The organism is Roseovarius sp. (assembly GCF_965228755.1).
Classification (GTDB): domain Bacteria; phylum Pseudomonadota; class Alphaproteobacteria; order Rhodobacterales; family Rhodobacteraceae; genus Roseovarius.
In genome coordinates, this window is sequence record NZ_CBDDIG010000003.1 from 1 (window position 1) to 21,016 (window position 21,016).

The 21,016-nt window shown below is 66.5% G+C and carries 18 protein-coding genes and 2 riboswitches; of the genes, 9 read left to right on the forward strand and 9 right to left on the reverse strand.

The window, feature by feature from the left end:
• The coding region (locus ACO07J_RS01520) for an ABC transporter permease (protein ID WP_422025641.1) at positions 1 to 912 on the forward strand (912 nt) is incomplete at its 5' end.
• 69 nt (positions 913 to 981) lie between these two features.
• Positions 982 to 1,848 (forward strand): inositol monophosphatase family protein, encoded by an 867-nt coding sequence (locus tag ACO07J_RS01525; RefSeq protein WP_422025643.1) that lies wholly within the window; start codon positions 982 to 984, stop codon positions 1,846 to 1,848.
• A gap of 157 nt (positions 1,849 to 2,005) precedes the next feature.
• Here the strand turns inward: ACO07J_RS01525 and ACO07J_RS01530 are convergent, their stop codons facing one another.
• The 5 genes from ACO07J_RS01530 to ACO07J_RS01550 all read right to left on the reverse strand — a co-directional run bounded on the left by ACO07J_RS01530 (position 2,006) and on the right by ACO07J_RS01550 (position 8,249).
• Complete coding sequence (locus tag ACO07J_RS01530; RefSeq protein ID WP_422025645.1) at positions 2,006 to 2,956, reverse strand: GlxA family transcriptional regulator; 951 nt, start codon at positions 2,954 to 2,956, stop codon at positions 2,006 to 2,008.
• Positions 2,957 to 3,039: 83 nt separating this feature from the next.
• Positions 3,040 to 5,889 (reverse strand): aminomethyl-transferring glycine dehydrogenase, encoded by a 2,850-nt coding sequence (gene gcvP / locus ACO07J_RS01535; protein ID WP_422025647.1) that lies wholly within the window; start codon positions 5,887 to 5,889, stop codon positions 3,040 to 3,042.
• 113 nt (positions 5,890 to 6,002) lie between these two features.
• Entirely contained in the window at positions 6,003 to 6,362 is a 360-nt protein-coding gene (gcvH, locus tag ACO07J_RS01540; protein ID WP_300895758.1) for a glycine cleavage system protein GcvH, read from the reverse strand.
• A gap of 21 nt (positions 6,363 to 6,383) precedes the next feature.
• Positions 6,384 to 7,508, reverse strand: coding sequence for a glycine cleavage system aminomethyltransferase GcvT (gene gcvT, locus ACO07J_RS01545; protein ID WP_422025649.1), 1,125 nt, complete (start codon positions 7,506 to 7,508; stop codon positions 6,384 to 6,386).
• Between the two features lie 86 nt (positions 7,509 to 7,594).
• Positions 7,595 to 7,678, reverse strand: a riboswitch (glycine riboswitch).
• A riboswitch (glycine riboswitch) is annotated at positions 7,679 to 7,766 on the reverse strand.
• 30 nt (positions 7,767 to 7,796) lie between these two features.
• Positions 7,797 to 8,249, reverse strand: coding sequence for an RrF2 family transcriptional regulator (locus ACO07J_RS01550; RefSeq protein ID WP_422025651.1), 453 nt, complete (start codon positions 8,247 to 8,249; stop codon positions 7,797 to 7,799).
• A gap of 61 nt (positions 8,250 to 8,310) precedes the next feature.
• Here ACO07J_RS01550 and ACO07J_RS01555 point away from each other — a divergent pair, with 61 nt between their 5' ends.
• Together ACO07J_RS01555 and ACO07J_RS01560 are read left to right on the forward strand one after the other, a co-directional pair.
• On the forward strand, positions 8,311 to 8,925 hold the full coding sequence (locus ACO07J_RS01555) for a gamma-glutamylcyclotransferase family protein (protein ID WP_422025653.1): 615 nt from the start codon (positions 8,311 to 8,313) through the stop codon (positions 8,923 to 8,925).
• Between the two features lie 35 nt (positions 8,926 to 8,960).
• On the forward strand, positions 8,961 to 10,241 hold the full coding sequence (locus ACO07J_RS01560) for a DUF2254 domain-containing protein (RefSeq protein WP_422025655.1): 1,281 nt from the start codon (positions 8,961 to 8,963) through the stop codon (positions 10,239 to 10,241).
• Here the strand turns inward: ACO07J_RS01560 and gltX are convergent.
• Positions 10,225 to 11,550: a glutamate--tRNA ligase gene (gene gltX / locus ACO07J_RS01565; protein WP_422025657.1), complete on the reverse strand. Its 1,326-nt coding sequence runs from the start codon at positions 11,548 to 11,550 to the stop codon at positions 10,225 to 10,227. The two genes, ACO07J_RS01560 and gltX, sit on opposite strands and share 17 nt — an antisense overlap.
• 172 nt (positions 11,551 to 11,722) lie before the next feature.
• On the opposite strand from gltX, the gene ACO07J_RS01570 reads away from it, so the two are divergent.
• The 3 genes from ACO07J_RS01570 to ACO07J_RS01580 all read left to right on the forward strand — a co-directional run bounded on the left by ACO07J_RS01570 (position 11,723) and on the right by ACO07J_RS01580 (position 13,486).
• Positions 11,723 to 12,637: an MBL fold metallo-hydrolase gene (locus ACO07J_RS01570; RefSeq protein ID WP_422025659.1), complete on the forward strand. Its 915-nt coding sequence runs from the start codon at positions 11,723 to 11,725 to the stop codon at positions 12,635 to 12,637.
• Between the two features lie 53 nt (positions 12,638 to 12,690).
• Positions 12,691 to 13,086, forward strand: coding sequence for a metallopeptidase family protein (locus tag ACO07J_RS01575; protein ID WP_422025661.1), 396 nt, complete (start codon positions 12,691 to 12,693; stop codon positions 13,084 to 13,086).
• Between the two features lie 208 nt (positions 13,087 to 13,294).
• Complete coding sequence (locus ACO07J_RS01580) at positions 13,295 to 13,486, forward strand: hypothetical protein (protein WP_422025663.1); 192 nt, start codon at positions 13,295 to 13,297, stop codon at positions 13,484 to 13,486.
• 10 nt (positions 13,487 to 13,496) lie between these two features.
• Here ACO07J_RS01580 and ACO07J_RS01585 read toward each other — a convergent pair whose 3' ends face one another.
• A complete protein-coding gene (locus ACO07J_RS01585) occupies positions 13,497 to 15,155 on the reverse strand; it encodes an NAD+ synthase (RefSeq protein ID WP_422025665.1) in 1,659 nt (552 codons plus the stop codon).
• 157 nt (positions 15,156 to 15,312) lie between these two features.
• Between ACO07J_RS01585 and ACO07J_RS01590 the strand changes: the two genes are divergently transcribed.
• Positions 15,313 to 16,794 carry an MORN repeat-containing protein gene (locus ACO07J_RS01590; protein ID WP_422025667.1) on the forward strand — a complete coding sequence of 494 codons (1,482 nt, stop codon included), beginning with the start codon at positions 15,313 to 15,315 and terminating at the stop codon, positions 16,792 to 16,794.
• A 127-nt stretch (positions 16,795 to 16,921) separates the two neighbouring features.
• Here the strand turns inward: ACO07J_RS01590 and ACO07J_RS01595 are convergent, their stop codons facing one another.
• Positions 16,922 to 18,448: a cryptochrome/photolyase family protein gene (locus ACO07J_RS01595; RefSeq protein ID WP_422025669.1), complete on the reverse strand. Its 1,527-nt coding sequence runs from the start codon at positions 18,446 to 18,448 to the stop codon at positions 16,922 to 16,924.
• Complete coding sequence (locus ACO07J_RS01600) at positions 18,442 to 19,107, reverse strand: SDR family NAD(P)-dependent oxidoreductase (RefSeq protein ID WP_422025671.1); 666 nt, start codon at positions 19,105 to 19,107, stop codon at positions 18,442 to 18,444. Before ACO07J_RS01600 ends, ACO07J_RS01595 begins: the two co-directional genes overlap by 7 nt.
• A 261-nt stretch (positions 19,108 to 19,368) precedes the next feature.
• On the opposite strand from ACO07J_RS01600, the gene ACO07J_RS01605 reads away from it, so the two are divergent.
• Positions 19,369 to 20,988, forward strand: coding sequence for a 2-isopropylmalate synthase (locus tag ACO07J_RS01605; RefSeq protein ID WP_422025673.1), 1,620 nt, complete (start codon positions 19,369 to 19,371; stop codon positions 20,986 to 20,988).
• Positions 20,989 to 21,016 lie beyond the last annotated feature (28 nt).

A 21,016-nucleotide genomic window follows, 5' to 3' on the forward strand; every position in this document is an offset into this window, starting at 1 on the left:
GACCCCGGCGTCAGCCGCATCGACAACGCCCCCATGCTGCGCGGCATCCTCAGCCGCATCAACGGCCGGCCCGCATCCGAGGTCGCGGGCGAACACTGGGTCGTCCAGGGCGACCGCGGCATCACCTATGCCGACGCGCTGCCCTCCCGCACCACGATTACCGCCGGAGACTGGTGGGGCGAAGGATACGAGGGCGCGCCGCAGGTCAGCTTCGCGGCCGAAGAAGCCGCCGAGATGGGGCTCAAGCTCGGCGACGAGATCACCGTCAACATCCTCGGCCGCGACATCACGGCGACCCTCACCTCCTTCCGCGAGGTCGATTTCTCGACCGCCGGAATGGGCTTCATCATGGTCATGAACCAGGCCGCGCTCGAAGCCGCGCCGCATACCTTCATCGCCACCGTCTATGCCGACGAGGCCGCCGAAGCGGCGATCTTCCGCGACCTCTCCGACAGCTACCCCAACATCACCGCCATCCGCGTCCGCGACGCCATCGACCAGGTCAGCGACCTTCTGGCGGGCCTCGCCTCCGCCACGGCCTGGGGGGCGGCGGCGACGCTGCTCACCGGCTTCCTCGTCCTCATCGGCGCGGCCGCCGCCGACCAGCGCTCGCGCAGCTACGAGGCGGCGATCCTGAAAACCCTCGGCGCCACCCGCGCCCGCATCCTTGCCGGGCTGACCCTGCGCTCGGGCCTCCTCGGCATGGCCGCCGGGCTGGTGGCGCTCTTCGCGGGCATCGCCGGCGGCTGGGCGGTCAGCCACTACATCATGGACACCGGCTTCGAGATCGCCTGGGGCCCGGCCGTGCTGATCGTCGCGGGCGGCGCGGTCATCAGCCTGCTCGCCGGCCTCGCCTTCGCCCTCGGCCCGGTCTCGGCCAAGCCGGCCCGCGTTCTCCGCGCACAGGACTAGGCCCAAGTTGAACTTCCCGGCCAAGGGTGGCACTTCATGGCCCAAGCCAGCCCGAAAGGGGAATCGCCCATGCCCGACAGCCTGCCCATCCCGCTGACCTCGCCGCTCAGCCCGGCCCAGCAGACCAGCCTCGTGAACCTCGTCCGCCGCGCCGCCAAGACCGAGATCATGCCGCATTTCCGCAATCTCGGCCACGCCGACATCTCGGCCAAGGCCGACCGGTTCGACCTCGTCACCGCCGCCGACATCGCGGCCGAGGCGATGCTCGCGCGCGGCATCCAGCAGATGTTCCCCCACGCCCTCGTGGTGGGCGAGGAGGCCGCGGCCGACGATCCCTCGATCACCGACAAGCTGGCCGAGGCGGAACTGGCCTTCATCATCGACCCGGTCGACGGCACCTGGAACTTCGCCCACGGCCTCTCGCTCTTCGGCGTGATCCTCTCGGCCACCCGCTTCGGCCGCCCGGTCTGGGGGCTGCTCTACGACCCTGTGATGGATGACTGGATCACCGCCGACGAAGGCAGCGAGGGCGCGACGCTCGCCCGCAGCCTCGGCGCCGACCGCCCGCTCAGCGTCTCGCAGGGCGCCGAACTGGCCGACCTGTCGGGCTACGTGCCCATCTACAACCTGCCGGAAGACAAGCGCGCAGCGCTCGCCGAAACCCTGCCCCGCTTCGCCTTCACCACGGCCCTGCGCTGTTCCTGCCACCATTACCGGACGCTGGCGCAGGGCGGGATGGATTTCCTCCTCTCCGGCCCGCCCAAGCCGTGGGACCACGCCGCCGGCGTGCTGATCACCCGGAAAGCGGGCGGCGTCGCGCGCATGCTCGACGGCTCCGATTTCGTGGCCGGGAAGATGCACAGCTACGTCCTCGCCGCCCCCGACGAACAAAGCTGGACCCGCCTGCGCGACACCTTCTCCTTCCTGCTGGACTGAGAGCGCAGCAGGGGGGCCAGCCCCCCACGTTGAAATCAGGAGATTTCAACGCTCCCCCCGGGATATTTCCAACCAAGAAGAAGCACGTCACCCGGCTTCTTCTTGGCCCAAATATCCCCGCCGGAGGTATCCGACAGTCAGACCAGGCGCCGCCAAGTCAGGTCAGGCGCGCCCGCTGTCCACCCGGCGACACCCCGAAAAGGCCACGGTAGACCCGCGCGAAATGGGTGGTCGAGCGGAACCCCGTCGCCACCGCGATCTCGGTCACCGACTTCTCGCTCTGCAACAGCAGGTTCCGCGCCCGCTGCAGCCGCATCTCGAGGTAGTATTTCGACGGCGACCGCTCCAGGTACTGGCCGAACAGCCGCTCGAGCTGGCGGGTCGAGATCCCCACCTGCCGGGCGACCTCTGCCGTGGGCACCGGGTCCTCGATCGACTCCGACATGATCTGCACCGCCTGGGTCAGGTGCGGGTTGCGCATCCCGTGCCGCGCCTGGACCGAAACCTTCTGCGTGGCCGAGGCCTCGCGCACGGTGTTGTAGACCATCTGGTCGGCCACCTCGTTGGCCAGGTCCGCCCCGTGCGCCTGCCCCATCAGGTGCAGCATCAGGTCCGCCGTCGCCGTCCCGCCCGAGGCGGTGATGATCTTCTCGTCGGCGACGAAGACATTGGGCACTAGCTCCACGTTCGGGAACTCCTCGACGAAAAGGTCGTGATAGGCCCAGTGAATGGCCGCGCGCATCCCGTCCAGCATCCCGGCATAGGCCAGGATATAGGCCGCAGAGCACAGCGCCCCGATTTGCGTGCCATGCGACCGCTCGCGCCGGAGCGCCGACAGGAGCCGCTTCGTCAGGTGGTTGCGCATGTTCGAGCCGGCCAGCAGGAACAGCCGGTCCGCCTTCACCGGCTGGTCGAACCCGCCATGCACCCGCACGACGGTGCCGTTGTTGCCGAGCGCCGTCTCACCGTTCTCCGAGGCGAAGCTCCACTCGTAGAGCGGTTTGCCGGACACGAGATTGGCGATCCTGAGCGGCTCGACCGCGCAGGAAAAGGACAGATGCGCAAATTCATCGACCAGGTAAAAGACGAAGCGTTCCGTCTTGACCATCACCGCCTCCCGGACATGGGTCCATCCGGACGGCGATTAGAGGAAGCGCGGGGCTCCGTAAAGCCCCGCCGTTGCCGGGCGGGTTACTCCGCCGCCTCGGCATATTCCTCCATCGGCGGGCAGGTACAGACGAGGTGCCGGTCGCCATAGGCGTTGTCGACCCGGTTGACCGGCGGCCAGTACTTGTCGACCCGGAAAGCGCCCGGCGGGAAACAGGCCTGCTCGCGGCTGTAGGGCCGCTCCCATTCCTTCACCAGGTCCTCCATCGTGTGCGGCGCGTTCTTCAGCGGGTTGTTCTCGCCGTCGATGCGGCCCTCCTCCACGTCCCGGATCTCCTCGCGGATGGCCAGCATCGCCTCGCAGAACCGGTCGAGCTCGGCCTTGGTCTCGCTTTCCGTGGGCTCCACCATCAGCGTGCCCGCCACCGGCCAGCTCATCGTGGGCGCGTGGAACCCGTTGTCGATCAGCCGCTTGGCGATGTCGTCCACCGTCACCTTGGCGCTTTCGGCAAAGGGGCGGGTGTCGAGGATGCATTCATGCGCGATCCGCCCCTGCGACCCCTTGTAGAGCACGTCATAGGCCCCCTCGAGCCGCTTGGCGACGTAGTTGGCGTTCAGGATCGCCACCCGCGTCGCCTGCGTCAGCCCGGCGCCGCCCATCATCAGGATGTAGGCCCAGCTGATCGGCAGGATCGAGGGCGAGCCAAAGGGCGCGGCGGAGACCGGCCCGGCCGCGCCCCCCGTCGCCGGGTGGCCCGGCAGGTGATCCGCCAGGTGCGCCTTCACCCCGATCGGCCCCATGCCGGGCCCGCCGCCGCCATGCGGAATGCAGAAGGTCTTGTGCAGGTTCAGGTGGCTCACGTCGCCGCCCACGTCGCCGGGCCGTGCCAGCCCCACCATCGCATTGAGGTTCGCCCCGTCGATATAGACCTGCCCGCCATGGTCATGCACGATCTGGCAGACATCGCGCACCGTCTCCTCGAAGACGCCATGGGTGCTGGGATAGGTGATCATGCAGCCGGCCAGGTTCTCGGAATGCTCTTCCGCCTTGGCCCGGAAATCCTCGAGGTCGATATCCCCGCTCTTGCCGGATTTCACCACCACCACCTTCCAGCCCACCATCTGGGCGCTGGCCGGGTTGGTGCCATGGGCGCTCATCGGGATGAGGCAGACATTGCGGTGCCCCTCGCCATTCGCGCGGTGATAGGCGGCGATGGTCAGCAGCCCCGCATATTCCCCCTGCGCGCCCGAGTTGGGCTGCATGGAAATGGCGTCATAGCCGGTGATCTCGCACAGCTTGGCGTTCAGGTCGTCGATCAGGTGCCTGTAGCCCTGCGCCTGGTCCTCCGGGCAGAACGGGTGCAGACCCGAGAACTCGCGCCAGCTCACCGGCATCATCTCGGCGGCCGAGTTGAGCTTCATCGTGCAGCTTCCCAGCGGGATCATCGCCCGGTCGAGCGCGAGGTCGCGGTCCGCCAGCCGCCGCATGTAGCGCATCATCTCGGTCTCGGCCCGGTTCATGTGGAAGATCGGGTGGGTCAGGTACTCGGACGTCCGATGCATCTTCTCGGGCACCCGGTACTCGGGCTCGAAATCGTCATCCTTCCGCTGGATCCCGAAGGCCCGCCAGACGCCTTCCACGCTTTCCGGCCGCGTCGCCTCGTCGATGGTGATGCCGACGCGGGTCTCGCCCACGCGGCGCAGGTTGATCCCCTCGTCCACCGCCGATTTCATCACCGCGGCCTGAAGCGGGCCCACATCCACGGTGATCGTGTCGAAGAACGCCTTGGGGTCCACCTTGAACCCGTTCTCCTCCAGCCCGCGGGCCAGCCGCACGGTCTTGCGGTGGATGCGCTGCGCGATGGCCTTCAGCCCCTTGGGCCCGTGGAACACGGCATACATCGACGCCATCACCGCCAGAAGCGCCTGCGCGGTGCAGACATTGCTGGTGGCCTTCTCGCGCCGGATATGCTGCTCGCGGGTCTGCAGAGCCAGGCGATAGGCCCGGTTGCCGTGGCTGTCCACCGACACGCCCACGATCCGCCCCGGCATCGCCCGCTTCATCGGCTCGCGGCAGGCCATGTAGGCCGCGTGCGGCCCGCCATAGCCCATCGGCACACCGAAGCGCTGGGTGCTGCCCACGGCGATATCCGCCCCCATCGCGCCCGGCTCCTTCAGCAGGGTCAGCGACAGCGGGTCGGCGGAAACGACGCCGATCCCCTGATGCTCATGCAGCGCCGCGATCTGGTCGCTGAAATCGCGCACGTGGCCATAGGTGCCGGGATACTGGAAGATCGCGCCGAACACCTTGTCGGCCTCCAGCTTGTCGGGGTTGCCGACGATCACCTCGATGCCCAGCGGCTCGGCCCGCGTCTTGATCACGGCGATGTTCTGCGGGTGGCAATCGCGGTCGACGAAGAACGCCGTGGCCTTCGATTTCGACACCCGCTGCGCCATGGTCATCGCCTCGGCACAGGCCGTTGCCTCGTCCAGAAGCGAGGCATTGGCGATCTCCAGCCCCGTCAGGTCGCTGATCATGGTCTGGAAGTTCAAAAGCGCCTCGAGCCGGCCCTGGCTGATCTCGGGCTGGTAGGGTGTGTAGGAGGTGTACCACGCCGGGTTCTCGAGGATGTTCCGCTGGATCGCGGGCGGCGTCACCGTGCCGTGATAGCCCTGCCCGATCAGGCTGACGAGCACCTTGTTCTTCGACGACACCTCCCGCATGTAATGCAGCAGTTCCCGCTCCGACTTTGGCTTGCCGAAATCGAGCGGCTTTTCCTGCCGGATCGCCTTCGGCACGGTCTCGTCGATCAGCGCATCGAGGCTCTCGGCGCCCACCACCTTCAGCATCTCCTCCATCTCTTCCGGCGAGGGGCCGATATGGCGGCGGTTGGCGAAATCGTAGGGCAGGTAGTCGGTGGGTTTGAAGGGCATCTCTTAACCTCGTCTGGAATTGCGGGCCGGCGCAGGCCGCGCCGCCCGGCTTTCATCTTTCGCCAAATACTCCCGCCGGAGGCGGCGCAACGGCCGCCCCCATGCGGCACGCCTCAACTGATGAACTGCTGGTACGCGGCCTCGTCCATCAGGTCGTCCATCTGGCTGGGGTCCGAGGGCTTGATCTTGAAGAACCAGCCATCGCCCATCGGGTCCTCGTTCACCTTGCCCGGCTCGTCGACGATCGCCTCGTTCACTTCCGTGATTTCGCCATCGACCGGCGCCATGATGTCGGATGCGGCCTTGACGCTTTCGATCACCACGATCTCGTCATCCTTGCTGACGGTCTTGCCCTCCTCGGGCAGCTCGATGAAAACGATATCGCCCAGCTCGTTGGCGGCATGTTCGGTGATGCCGACGACAATCTCGTCGCCTTCGGGCTTCAGCCATTCATGCTGTTCGGTGAATTTCATGTGGGTCTCCCTCGTGTTGGATCAGCGTTTGAAATTGGCAGGCGTAAAGGGCAGTTCGGCCACCCGCACCGGCAGGCGCTTGCCGCGCACCTCGCCGTAAAGCCGGGCACCGGGGCGCGACAGCTCGGCGGGCACGTAGCCCATCGACACCGGCGCGCCCACCGTCGGACCGAACGCGCCGGATGTCACGTGGCCAATGGCCTCGCCACCCTCCTCGTTGGCGAAAAGCTGCACACCCTCGCGCATCGGCGCGCGGCCTTCGGGGGCAAGGCCCACGCGCAGGCGCGGCGTGCCCTCGTCCAGCTCGTTCAGGATACGCTCGGCGCCCGGAAAACCGCCCGCCCGGTCGCCGCCATTGCGGCGCACCTTCTGGATCGCCCAGGCAAGGTTCCCCTCCACCGGGCTGGTCGTCTCGTCGATATCGTGGCTGTAAAGGCAAAGCCCGCCCTCCAGCCGCAAACTGTCGCGGGCGCCAAGCCCGATGGGTTCCACCGCCTCATGCGCCAGCAGGTGCCGCGCCAGCGCCTCGGCATGGGTCGCGTGCACCGAGATCTCGTAGCCGTCCTCGCCCGTATAGCCCGAGCGCGACACCCACAGTTCCCCGAAATCCGAGTTGAAAATGCCGGTATCCATGAATTTCATGATGTCGCAGCCCGGCGCCACCGGCTCCAGCACCGCTTCCGCCGCCGGGCCCTGCAGCGCCAGCAACGCGCGGTCGCGCTGCTCGGCCACCTCGACGCCCGGCAGCCCCGCCTTCATATGCGCGATATCGGCCTCCTTGCAGGCCGCGTTGACCACCACCAGCATGTGATCGCCCCGGTTGGTCATCATCAGGTCGTCGAGAATGCCGCCCGCGTCATTGGTGAAGAACCCGTAGCGCTGCCGCTTCTCGCCCAGGGGCAGAAGGCTCACCGGCACCAGCCCCTCCATCGCCTGCGCCACCGGGCCATAGCCGCCCTCGTGCCGCAGGATCACCTGCCCCATGTGGCTGACATCGAACAGCCCGGCCTTCTCGCGCGTATGAAGATGCTCCTTCATGACGCCAAGCTTGTACTGCACGGGCATCTCGTAGCCGGCAAAGGGCACCATCTTCGCGCCCAGTTCCACGTGCAAATCGTATAGCGGCGTCCTGCCGAGATCGCTCATCCCGCACCTTTCTCGCTCTTCAAGGCCGGGTCGCGTGGTGGGTCGCATCCGGCATCGTTTCGGCACGCACTGCGCGCGCCCTTTCCGATGCCCCCTCTGTCCTTCTGCCTGAGATCGCTATCCCTTCGGCGCCCCGGTCCTGCTGCCGGGATCTCTCCAGAGTTCACTTCAGATGCAAAACGGTCCCTGAGGCCTGAGAGTTTCCGGGGCGGTTGCTCCTTCGGCACCGGCTGTTGCCAGTTCTCCCGTTTCGATCTGGGTGTACGCTAGTATACGGGACGAGTCGTTTCAAGCCCGCTTCACGCAAGCCGGCGGGCGCAGGATATCGGCCAGCGCCACGTTCTCGCAGATCAGGTCATCCAGCGTCATCCGGTCGAGATGGCCATAGAAGGCCTCGGCCGCATCGGCCATCGCCTCGCGCAGCCGGCAGGCCTCGACAAGCGGGCAGGTGTTGTCGATATCGGCAAAACATTCCGCCAGCGGCGCCTGCGCCTCGAGGTCGCGGAACACCCCGCCCACCTCGATCTCGGCCATCGGCCGCGCCAGCGTGATGCCCCCGGACCGGCCCCGCTGCGTATGCAGGTAGCCAAGCTGCGCCAACCGGTTGATCACCTGGGCCAGATGGCTTTCCGACGTGTTGCAGCGCTCGGCGATTTCGGCCTTGGTCACCAGCCTGCCGGCATGGACGCCACAGAACATGAGAACCCTGAACGCGATGTTGGTCCGCTTGGTAACGCGCATGTCTGTTGGCCTCCCCCGGCTTGATGTCCGAAGATATTGCAGGCACATAAAGGGGCGCACCATGACACAGATCAAAAGATACATGGCGGATACAACTTCTGAACCCGACCTGCCCGACGCCTATTTCTTCGGCTACGGCAGCCTCGTGAACCGCGACACCCACCATTTCCAGAACGCCGAAATGGCCCGCCTGAAAGGCTGGCGCCGGGTCTGGCGGCACACCGTCATCCGCCCGGTCGCCTATCTCACCGTCATCCCCGATCCCACCGCCGAGATCGACGGGCTGATCGCGCCGGTCCCCGCCGCCGACTGGGCCGCGCTCGATGAACGCGAGGGCGCCTATGACCGCGTCGCCGCGCGTGAACAGATCACCCACGGCCTCGCCCACCACCCCGAAATCGCCGTCTACACCATTCCAGAGGGCAAGCATGGCGCGCCCGATGAAACCTGCCCGGCGCTGCTGAGTTATATAGACGTGGTCGTGCAGGGTTATCTGCGCGAATTCGGCGAACAGGGGGTGCAGCGGTTTTTCGACACGACGGATGGATGGGACGCCCCGGTGCTCGACGACCGCAACGACCCGGTCTACCCCCGCCACCGCACGCTCAACGAGCACGAGCGCGCCCTCGTCGATGACATGCTGGCCGAAAGAAAGGTTCGCCTTTTCACCCGCTAGTCGCCTAGGCTGCGAAGACGGAAAAGGAAACCTTCATGGAAAGATCGGCGATCGTCTCGGGCACCGCGCTCAAGATCCTGCGCTTCGTCCGCAGCCTCTGGATCCGGGTCGCGCTGATCTCGGTGCTGGCGCTGCTGGCCTCGGGGCTGGCGATGGCGTTCGAGACCATCCTGCCCGAAGCCCTGCGCCAGCGGTTCGGCACCGACGCGGTGATGCCGGTGCTGAAGATCCTCGCCTCGGGCATGCTGGCGGTCAGCACCTTCTCCCTCAACGTCATGGTCACCGCCCACCACGCGGCGGCGGCCCAGGCCACGCCCCGTGCCCACCGCATCCTCTTGAACGATACCGTCACCCACACGGCGCTGGCCACCTTCATCGGCGCCTTCGTCTATTCGCTCAGTTCCATCATCCTCGTGCAGGCCGGGCTGCATGCCGAGGGCTCGGCGGTGATCCTCATGGGGATGACCGTGCTGGTGGTGGTGCTGGTAATCCTCGCCATGCTGCGCTGGATCGACCGCCTCAGCGATCTCGGCAGCATGGACGCCACCCTGCGCAAGACCGACGAGGAGGCGCGCGCCAGCCTGATGACCACCCGGCAAAGCCCCGCCCTGACCGCGACACCGCTGACCGGGGACACGGTGATCCCGCCCGACGCCAAGCCGCTTCCCGCCCCCAACTCGGGCTACATCCAGGTGATGAACCTGCCCCATATCGACGATTGCCTGCCGGGCGCGGCCGCCCGCGTCTGGTTCACCACCCCGCCCGGCACCTTCGTGCTAAAGGGGCAGACCGTGGGCCACGTGGCGGGCCTCGACGAGGATCAGATCGAACAGGTGCAGGCGGGCCTCACCATCGGCGAGTTCCGCACCTTCGAACAGGATGCCACCTATGGCCTGCTGGTCCTGTCCGAAATCGCCTCGCGCGCCCTGTCGCCCGGCATCAACGACCCCGGCACCGCCATCGACGTGGTCGGCCGGCAGGAACGCCTGCTGTGGGAATGGGCCACCACGCCGCGCAACGACGATGCGCCGGCCTATACCCGCATCTTCGTCACCGAGGTCTCGCCCGAAAGCCTGGTCGAATACGCCTTCGCCGGGGTCGCCCGCGACGGCGCCGGGCATCTCGAGGTCCAGCGCCGCGTGCTTCACGCGCTCGACGCGCTTCAGGATGCCGGCAACGACCGCATGGCCCGGGCCGCGCGCGACTGGGCCAGGCACACCTTCGACTACGGACAGTCGGCGCTCGCCATCGAATGGGAACGCGCGCGGATGAAGAAAACCTACGAGGACGCCTTCGGCGCTAGCGCTTCGCCTTGATCGTCTGAAGCAGCGGCAGCACCTGGCTCATGTCCGGCCCGTGGCTCTGACCCGTCAGCGCCTTGCGCAGCGGCATGAACAGCCCCTTGCCCTTGCGCCCGGTCTTCTCCTTCACCTCGGCGGTCCACTTGCCCCAGGTCTCTCCGTCATACGGCCCCTCGGGCAGCAGCGCCATCGCCTCGGCCACGAATTCCCGGTCTTCCTCGGCGATATCCGGCTCCGCCCCGTCGCGGAACATCACCCACCACGGACCCAGATCCTTGATCGTCGAGACATTCTCGCGCGTCACCTCCCAGAACCGCTCGGCCTGGTCGTCCGGCACGCCCAGCGCGGCGATCTCGGCCTTCACGTCCGAAAACGGCCGATTGTGCAGGATCCGCGCACTCAGCGGGAACAGGTCATTGGCGTCGAATTTCGTCGGCGCCGCCCCGAACCGCGTGATGTCGAACCCCTCGACCAGCTCGTCAACGCTACCGCGAAGCTCCACCGGATCGGCCGAGCCCAGCCGCGCCATCAGCGACAGAAGCGCCATCGGCTCCACCCCCTGCGCCCGCAGGTCGCGCAGGCTCAGCGTGCCCAGCCGCTTCGACAGCGACTCGCCCATCGGCCCGGTCAGCAGCGAATGATGCGCGAACGACGGCACGTTGCCGCCCAGCGCCTCGATGATCTGGATCTGCGTCGCGGTGTTGGTCACGTGGTCCGATCCGCGCACGACATGGGTCACGCCCATCTCGGTGTCATCGACGACCGAGGCCATCGTGTACAGCACCTGCCCGTCGCCGCGGATCAGCACCGGATCCGACACGCTGGCCGCGTCGATCGACACCGGGCCGAGGATACCGTCGTCCCAATCGATCCGCTCATGATCCAGCTTGAACCGCCACACGCCATCGCCCCGCTCGGCCCGCAGCTTGTCCTTCTCCTCGTCAGACAAAGACAGCGCCGCCCGGTCGTAAACCGGCGGCCGGCCCATGTTCAGCTGCTTCTTCCGCTTCAGGTCCAGCTCGGTCGGCGTCTCGAACGCCTCGTAGAACCGACCCATCTCGCGCAGCCGGTCGGCGGCTTCCGCGTAACGGTCCAGCCGCTCCGACTGCCGCTCGACCCGGTCCCATGTCAGGCCCAGCCATTCGAGGTCTTCCTTGATGGCATCGACATATTCTTCCTTCGACCGCTCCGGATCGGTGTCGTCGATCCGCAGGATGAAGGTGCCCCCGGCCTTGCGCGCGATCAGGAAATTCATCAGCGCGGTGCGCAGGTTGCCCACGTGGATGTAACCGGTGGGCGACGGGGCGAAACGGGTGGTGGTCATTGGCTCATGCTCCGGATGGTCGCAGCGGGCAATGTCACAGGCGGGCCCGATTGTCCAGAATGCTCGGCCCCCATGGCCGGGGCCGCTCCCCGCGGGTCACATTGGCGTGAGCATGTCTGAGCTGTCACGATCCCCGCGCTACACTCCGCTCGGACAACAAGGAGGACTGCCAATGACCACCCTGCTCACCCGCCGCTCCGTTCTCTCGGCCGCCGCCGCTCTGCCCTTTGCCGGCACCGGCATCGCACATGCCGCCGCCCCGATGATGGGCGCATCCACCCCCACCCACAACCGCTTCAAGCTGGGCGCTTTCGAAGTCACCACGCTTCTCGCCGCCAGCACGCCCCGGCCCGACCCGCATTCCATTTTCGGCCTCAACGTCAGCGAGGAAGAGTTCGAGACGGTCTCGGCCGAGGCCAACCTGCCCACCGATCAGGCCCAGTTCTTCTTCACCCCCACCGTGGTCAATACCGGCGAACAGCTCGTGCTCTTCGACACCGGGCTCGACCCCGCCGGCATCACCGCCGCGCTCGAGGCCGCAGGCTACGGCGCCGACATGATCGACCTCGTCGTGCTCACCCACATGCATGGCGACCATATCGGCGGGCTGTCGGATGGCGAAACGCCCACCTTCCCCAACGCGGCCTATGCCACCGGCCAGGTCGAGTTCGACCACTGGGCACAGGCAGAGAACGAAACCTTCGAGGCGAAGATGCGCCCACTCGCCGACCGGACCAAGATGATGGAGGACGGCGCCAGCGGTTTTTCCGGCCACACGGCAATGGCCGCCTTCGGCCACACGCCCGGCCACATGGTCCACATGATCGAAAGCGAGGGCGAAAGCTTCCTGATCGCGGCGGATTTCGCCAACCACTACGTCTGGTCGCTCGCCCATCCCGACTGGCACGTGAAATTCGACATGGACAAGGACGCGGCCGCCGCTACCCGCCGCAAGCTGCTTGACATGATGGCCGCCGACGACCTGCCCTTCGTGGGCTACCACATGCCGTGGCCCGGCACCGGCTATGCCGAGAAGCAGGGCGACGGCTTTCGCTTCGTGCCGACCAGCTACCAGATGATGCTCTGAAATACCCGCGGCGCGCCCTTCCAATCCGGCGCGCCGCGCCGCATATCTGGGGCATGTCACGCCCCGACCCCAGCCTTGCCCAGATCGAGGAGATGGCCCGCGCCGCCATCGCCGACCTTCCCGACGGCTTCCAGCCCGCCGCCAAGGAGGTGGCGCTGCGCGTTGTCGACTGGCCCGAACGCTGGATGCTCGACGACCTCGGCATGGCCGACCCGCTGGAGCTGACCGGTCTCTACGACGGCATCCCGATGACCGAGAAATCGGTCATCCACCAGCCCCTCGGCCCCGACAGCGTCTGGCTTTTCCGCGAACCCATCCTCGCCGAATGGCGCGACCGGGGCGACGTCGATATCGAGGATCTCGTGGCCCATGTCACCATCCACGAATTCGCCCACCATTTCGGCTGGTCCGACGACGATATCGCCTCCATAGATCGCTGGTGGGAGTGAGAACCGGTCCGGGCTTTGCCCGGCAAACCGTCCAGTGGACGGTTTGAGGTTCGAACGGGCGGAGCCCAATCCGGTCCGGGCAACGCCCGGCAAACGCCCCCCGAAATCACGCAAAACCTGCCCTCACGGCGCCGTCCCGGGGCGCCAATTTGCGCGAAATCCGGTTATGGAGTATTCTGGCTCATCCGTTTCAGGGGAGGATAACCAGATGAAACTCGATGAACGGAAGACCCTCGTCTCTCGGCGCAACGTCATTCTCGGCACCCTGCTGGGTGTGCCCGCCGCGGCCATGGCCGTCGCGATCACCGCTCAACAGGCCCAGGCCAGCGGCGGAGGCCGCGACCCCGGCGACGAAGAGGACGGCTGCAAGAACGGCAAATGCGGCGACGACGACAACTGACGCCTGACGCCTAGCTGCCGTCGCGCCAGCGGTTGACGATCGGATAGCGCCGGTCCAGCCAGAACGCCCGCTTCGACAATCTTGTCCCGGGCGCCGACTGGAACCGCTTGTATTCCGAGATGTAAAGCAGGTGCTCCACCTTCTTCGCATCCTCGCGGGCATATCCCGCGGCCACGCAATCCGAGATCGAGCCGTCCTGGTCGACGAGGATCTTCAGGATGCCGTCCAGCACCGGGTAATCGGGCAGCGAATCGCTGTCCTTCTGATCCTCTCGCAACTCGGCCGAGGGAGGCTTCTGGATGACGTTCTGCGGAATGACCTCGCCCCCGGGCCCCTTCATCCACGCCCGGTGGTTGGCATTGCGCCAGCGGCAGACGTCGAACACCCGCGTCTTGTACATGTCCTTGATCGGGTTGTACCCGCCCGCCATGTCGCCATAGATCGTGGCATATCCCACCGCCACTTCCGACTTGTTGCCGGTGGTCAGCAGCATCTCCCCGAACTTGTTCGACATCGCCATCAGCAGAAGGCCGCGCAGCCGCGACTGGATGTTCTCCTCGGTCAGGTCCGGCTCCAGCCCCTCAAACAGCGGCGCCAGCGTGTTGGTGATCGCCGCCCGCCCCTCGGAAATCGGCACGAAATCATACCGGCAGCCCAGGTTCTCGGCCACCGCCTTGGCATCGTCCAGCGAGGCCTGCGAGGTATTTTCCGACGGCAGCATCACGCAGCGCACGTTCTCCGGGCCCAGCGCATCCACCGCCACGGTGGCCACGATCGCGCTGTCGATCCCGCCGGAAAGCCCCAGCAACACCTTCCTGAACCCGGTCTTCGCCAGGTAATCCCGCAGCGACAGCACCATCGCGTGGTAATCCTGCTCGAACCCCTCGGGGATATGCGCCAGCTCCCCCGGCTCGGCGCGCCAACCCTCCTCGGTACGCACGAAATCGACGTGCGAGATCGCCTCCTCCATCAGCGGCATCTGCACCATCAGCTCGCCGCCGGGGTTCAGGACGAAGGTGCCCCCGTCGAACACCTGGTCGTCCTGCGCGCCCACGAGGTTCAGATAGACCAGCGGCAACCCGGTCTCGACCACCCGCGACACCATCAGGTTCAGCCGCGTGTCCAGCTTGCCGCAGTAATAGGGCGAGCCGTTGGGCACGACCAGGAACTCCGCCCCGGTCTCGGCCAGGGTCTCCGACACGTCATCGTACCAGCTGTCCTCGCAGATCGGGCTGCCGATGCGCACACTATCCACCACGTAAGGCCCGCCCACCGGGCCCACGTCATAGATCCGTACCTCGTCGAACACCGTTTCGTTGGGCAGGTGATGCTTAAGCACCTTCGCGCTCGTCCGCCCGCCCTTCAGGATGTAATAGGCGTTGTAAAGCCCCGCCCCCTCCAGCGCCGGCCCGCCGATGGCCAGTGCCGGGCCGTCGGCGCAATCCACGGCCAACTTTTCGATCTCGGCAATCGCCGCCTGGTGAAAGGCCGGCTTCATCACCAGGTCCTGCGTGTTGTAGCCGGTGATGAACATCTCGGGCAGCGCAACCATCTGCGCACCGGCCTTGCGGCCTTCCTCCCACGCCTCGCGCGCCAGCGCGGCATTGCCCGCCAGATCGCCTACCGTCGCATTGAGCTGTGCCAGTGTCAGGCGAAACCTGTCGGTCATGATGCGCGGGCCCTTCCCTTGCCGGTCGTCCCCGCCTGATTTAGCAGATGACACCGCGAGGGAAAGGCGATTTGACCAAAACCCGTTGTCACCATAAGCCCGGTCCACTAGATTTGCCCCACCTGCAGGGGCGCAGGCCGGGGCAACAGAGGCAGACATGAGCAGAACGCTGACCAGATTACTCGTATTCGCAGTCGCCGGTACCGCCGGCGCCGCCCTCGCGCAGGATGGCGAGGTGCAGACCAAGCAATACGAGGATGGCGGCATCTACGAGGGCACGTTCAAGGACGGGCTCCAGCACGGCACCGGCACCTATACGCTTCCCAATGGCTACGAATATTCCGGCGAATGGGTCGAGGGCGAGATCCGCGGCCAGGGCACCGCACGCTTCCCCAACGGCTCGGTCTACGAGGGGCAGTTCCTGCGCGGCAAGCCCCACGGCGTGGGCAAGATCATCTTCGCCGACGAGGGCACCTACGAGGGCGAATGGCTCGACGGCAAGATCACCGGGCGCGGCGTGGCGGTCTATGCCAACGGCGTCCGCTATGACGGCGAGTTTCGCAACGCCATGCATCACGGCCGCGGCCGCATGGAAAGCCCCGGCGGCTATGTCTACGACGGCGAATGGGTCGACGGCGTCAAGGAGGGCATGGCCAAGATCACATACCCTGACGGCGCGGTCTACGAGGGCCAGGTCGTCAACGGCGCCCGCGAGGGCGAAGGCACCCTCTCCATGCCCGACGGGCTGATCTACGCGGGCCGCTGGAAAGACGGCCAGATAGACGGCAAGGGCAAGCTCACCCAGCCCAACGGCGACGTCTACGAGGGCGACCTCGTCCGCGGCCGGCGCGAGGGCACGGGCCGCGTGGTCTACAACAACGGCGATATCTACGAGGGCGAGTTCGCCGAAGACCGCCGCCACGGCCAGGGCACCTTCACCGGCACCGACGGCTACCGCTACGAGGGCAACTGGGTGGCCGGCAAGATCTCCGGCCAGGGCACCGTCACCTACCCCGACGGCTCCGTCTACGTGGGCGAGTTCCGCGACGACCTCGCCAACGGCATGGGCAAGATCACCTATCCCGACGGCTCCACCTACGAGGGCGAGTGGACCGGCGGCGTGATCGACGGCACCGGCAAGGCCACCTATCCCAATGGGCTGGTCTACGAGGGCGAGTTCGAGAACGCCCGCAACCACGGCACCGGCACCATGACCTATGCCGACGGCTACCGCTACGAGGGCGAATGGCAGGACGGCCAGCGCCACGGCCAGGGCACCGCCACCTATCCCGACGGCACCGTCTACGAAGGCCAGTTCGCCGACGGCCAGCGCCACGGCCAGGGCAAGATCGTCATGCCCGATGGCTTCACCTACGAAGGCGAATGGCAGGAGGGCGAAATCTCCGGCCAGGGCGTGGCCACCTACACCAACGGCGATGTCTACGAAGGCACCTTCCTGCGCGGCAAGCGCCAGGGCGAGGGCACCATGCGCTATGCCAGCGGCGAGGAGGCCAGCGGCGAATGGCTCGACGGCGCGCTGACCGAAACGGTCACCGAGGACTCCACGACGCAGGAGGCCGCCACCCAGGACGCCCAGCCCACCGAAGACGGCGCGGACGAGCCCCAATCCACCGAATAGCCCGGTTCATCCCTCCGGATTGAGGGGCCAGCCCCTCAAGCTCCCCGGGATATTTTCCGGCCAGAAGAAGCATGGCGCGCCCTGTCGCTTCTTCTGGCCCCAAATATCCCCGCCGGAGGCTCCCCAGCTAGACAGGCTCCCCGGCGTCGAGCTTTTTCAGAAACGCCTCCGCCTCATCCATCACCGTATCGCGCTTGGCCTTCTCCATCCGGTCCCATGTCCGGTACATCTGCGCCATCCGCGGATTGCCCTTGAACCGCTCCCGGTGCCGCACCAGGAAATGCCAGTAGAGCAGGTTGAACGGGCAGGCCCCCTCGCCCGTCTTCTTCTTCACCGAATAGGCGCAGGTGCCGCAGTAATCCGACATCCGGTCGATGTAATTGCCCGAGCTCACGTATGGCTTCGACGCGATGATCCCACCATCGGCATACTGGCTCATCCCCACCGTGTTGGGCGCCTCGACCCATTCGAAGGCATCGAAATAGACCGACAGGTACCATTCATGGACCTCGGTCGGGTCCACCCCCGCCAGCAGGGCGAAATTGCCGGTGACCATCAGCCGCTGGATGTGGTGGGCATAGGCCTCGTCCCGCGTCTGCGCCACCGCCGCCTCGAGGCAGGCCATCTTCGTCTCCGCCCCCCAGTAGAGCGGCGGCAGGGCGCGGTCATGCTTCAGCCCGTTGCGCGCGGCGTAATCCGGCCCCTCCCGGAAATAGAGCCCGCGCACATATTCCCGCCAGCCGATCACCTGCCGGATATACCCCTCGGCCGAGTTGAGCGGCACGCGACCGGCTTTCCATTCCTCTTCCACACGGGTGCAGATTTCCACAGGATCCAGCAGGCCGATGTTCAGATATGCGCTCAGAAGCGAATGGTTCAGGTACTTGTCGCCGGCCAGCATCGCATCCTGGTAGGGCCCGAATTCCGGCAGCAATTCCTTGGCGAAATGATCGAGCGCCCGAAGCGCCTGCCCCCGTGTCACGGCGAAATGAAACGGCCGCAGTTCCCCGAAATTCTTCCCGAACCGGGTCTCGACCAGGTCCAGCACCTCTTCCGTCACCTCGTCCGGCGTGAACTGCATGGGCTTGGCCCGCAGCATGTCGTCCGAGGCCGGCTTGCGGTTGTCATGGTCGTAATTCCACTTGCCGCCCTCGGGCTTGTCGCCATCCATCAAGAGCCCGGTCTTGCGGCGCATCTCGCGGTAGAAATACTCCATCCGCAATTCCTTGCGCCCCTCGGCCCAGTCGTTGAACTCGTCGAGGCTCGCCACGAACCGGTCGTCGGGCAGCATCGTCACCTTCAGCGGCGCGTTTTCCAGCGCCTCCACCAGCCGCCATTCGCCCGGGCTGGTGGCGATCACCTCGCTGGTGTCATGGTCCAGCCCCCGCCGCATCAACTCGCCCACGATCGACTTCGTGGCCCCCGGATCGTCGAGCTTCGTATAGGCGACCGTCCAGCCCTCGTCCTCCAGGTGCGTCGCGAAATGCCGCATGGCCGAGAGCACCAGAGCGATCTTCTTCGGGTGGTGCGGCACGTAGCCGGTCTCGTCCCCCACCTCCGCCATCACCACGATATCCTCGGACTTGTCCGCCGCCTTCAGCGCCGCCACCCCGTCCGACAATTGATCCCCCAGCACCAGAACCAGCTTCACCACGGCACTCGCTCCCCCCGCCAGTCAAGGAACTGCCCGCTATCGCCGGGCCCCAGCCCGTCAATCACCGCAAGCAGGTTCGCCGCCGCCTCCGCCGCCGGAACGGTCGGATGGCCCTTCGCGTAGTCCGCCGTCAACGCCGTCTCCACCGTGCCCGGATGCAGCGCCACGCAGATCGCGCCCTTGTGCGTCCGCCCCAGCTCGATCGCCCCGGTATGTATCATCTGGTTCAGCGCCGCCTTCGCCGTCCGGTAACTGTACCAGCCACCGAAGCCGTTATCGCCGATCGACCCGACCCGCGCCGACAGCGCCGCGAACACCGCCCTCCCCTTGCGCGGCAGCAACCTCACCGAATGCTTCAGCACCAGCGACGGCCCCACGCAGTTCAGCCGAAACTGCGCCACCATCGCGTCGGCCTCCAGGTGTTTCAGCGATTTCTCCGGCCCGCGACCGTCAAGCTCCAGAGCCCCGGTCGCCACGAAGACCAGGTCAAACGGCCCCTCCAGATCACCGAGACAACGCGCGACCGACCCCTCGTCGGTCACGTCCAGCCCGTCCTCCGACCGCGACAGCCCCGTCACCGCCACGCCCCGAGCCTCCAGCGCTGCGCGCACAGCCGAACCGATCCCGCCCGACGCCCCGATCACCAATGCCGTTTCCATGCAAGCGGACCTAAAGCGCCCGTGCCCGGTATCAAGCGACCCGTGAAATCCGGGGGTTTTCAAGCCCGCGCACCATCCCTATACTTCGCCCCATGATGATGCAGGACCATATCGCACCCAAGGCCACCCGCCCGCGCGCGGCTTGCCTTCCCGTCCTGCTGCTCCTAAGCCGCCTCTGAGCGTGCCGTGAGCCGGCGCGACCGCTCAGAGGATACGCCTTCTTCGCGCCACCAGGCTTAGGACAACAAAACGAGACCAGACATGACAAACGCTGACAAAGACCGTGTTTCGCCAGACGCGAACAAGGACCGCGTTTCGCCGCAGGCGAACAAAGATCGCGTCGTAATCTTCGACACGACCCTCCGCGATGGCGAACAATCCCCCGGCGCCACCATGACCCATGACGAAAAGCTCGAGATCGCCGGGCTGCTCGACGATATGGGCGTCGACATCATCGAGGCGGGCTTTCCCATCGCCTCCGAGGGCGATTTCCGCGCTGTGAGCGAGATCGCGAAGAACGCCAAGAACTCGGTCATCTGCGGCCTCGCCCGCGCCAACATAAAGGATATCGACCGCTGCTGGGAGGCGGTCAAGCACGCCGAGCGCCCGCGCATCCACACCTTCATCGGCACCTCGCCCCTGCACCGCGCCATCCCCAACCTCACGCAGGACGAGATGGCCGACCGCATCCACGAAACCGTGACCCACGCCCGCAACCTCTGCGACAACGTGCAATGGTCGCCGATGGATGCCACCCGCACCGAATGGGATTACCTCGCCCGCGTGGTCGAGATCGCCATCAAGGCCGGGGCCACCACCATCAACATCCCCGATACCGTGGGCTACACCGCGCCGGTGGAATCCGCCGACCTGGTTCGCCGCCTGATCGCCGAGGTGCCGGGCGGCGACGAGGTGGTCTTCGCCACCCACTGCCATAACGACCTCGGCATGGCCACGGCCAACTCGCTGGCCGCCGTCGCGGGCGGGGCGCGGCAGATCGAATGCACCATCAACGGCCTCGGCGAGCGCGCCGGCAACACCGCACTGGAAGAGGTGGTGATGGCGCTCAAGGTGCGCAACGACATCATGCCCTATTACACCGGCGTCGACAGCACCAAGATCATGCATATCAGCCGCCGCGTCGCCACCGTCTCGGGCTTCAACGTGCAGTACAACAAGGCCATTGTCGGCAAGAACGCCTTCGCCCACGAATCCGGCATCCACCAGGACGGCATGCTCAAGAACGCCGAGACGTTCGAGATCATGCGCCCGGCAGATGTGGGCCTCGCCGAGACCAATATCGTCATGGGCAAGCACTCGGGCCGCGCCGCGCTCCGCGCCAAGCTCAAGGATCTCGGGTTCGAGCTGGGCGCCAACCAGCTCGACGACGTGTTCTACCGCTTCAAGGATCTCGCCGACCGCAAGAAGGAGGTCTATGACGAAGACCTCGTGGCCCTCGTCGCCGCAGGCGAGGACGAGGCGAAGGATCGCCTCGTCATCAAGTCCCTGCGCGTGGTCTGCGGCACCGGCGGCCCGGCCGAGGCCAAGCTGGTCATGTCCATCGACGGCGAGGAGAAATCCGCCACCCAGACCGGCGACGGCCCGGTCGACGCGACCTTCAAGGCGGTCCGCGAACTGCACCCCAACGACGCGCGGCTGTCGCTCTACCAGGTGCATGCCGTGACCGAGGGCACCGACGCGCAGGCCACCGTCTCCGTCCGGCTCGAGGAGGAGGGCAACATCGCCACCGGCCAGTCGGCCGACACCGATACCGTCCTCGCCTCCGCCAAGGCCTATGTGAACGCGCTCAACCGCCTGCTCGTCCGCCGTGGCAAGACCGGCGAGGACAAGCGCGAGATCAGCTACAAGGACGTCTCGTAACGTCGTGTAGCAGAACCGGAAACGTCAA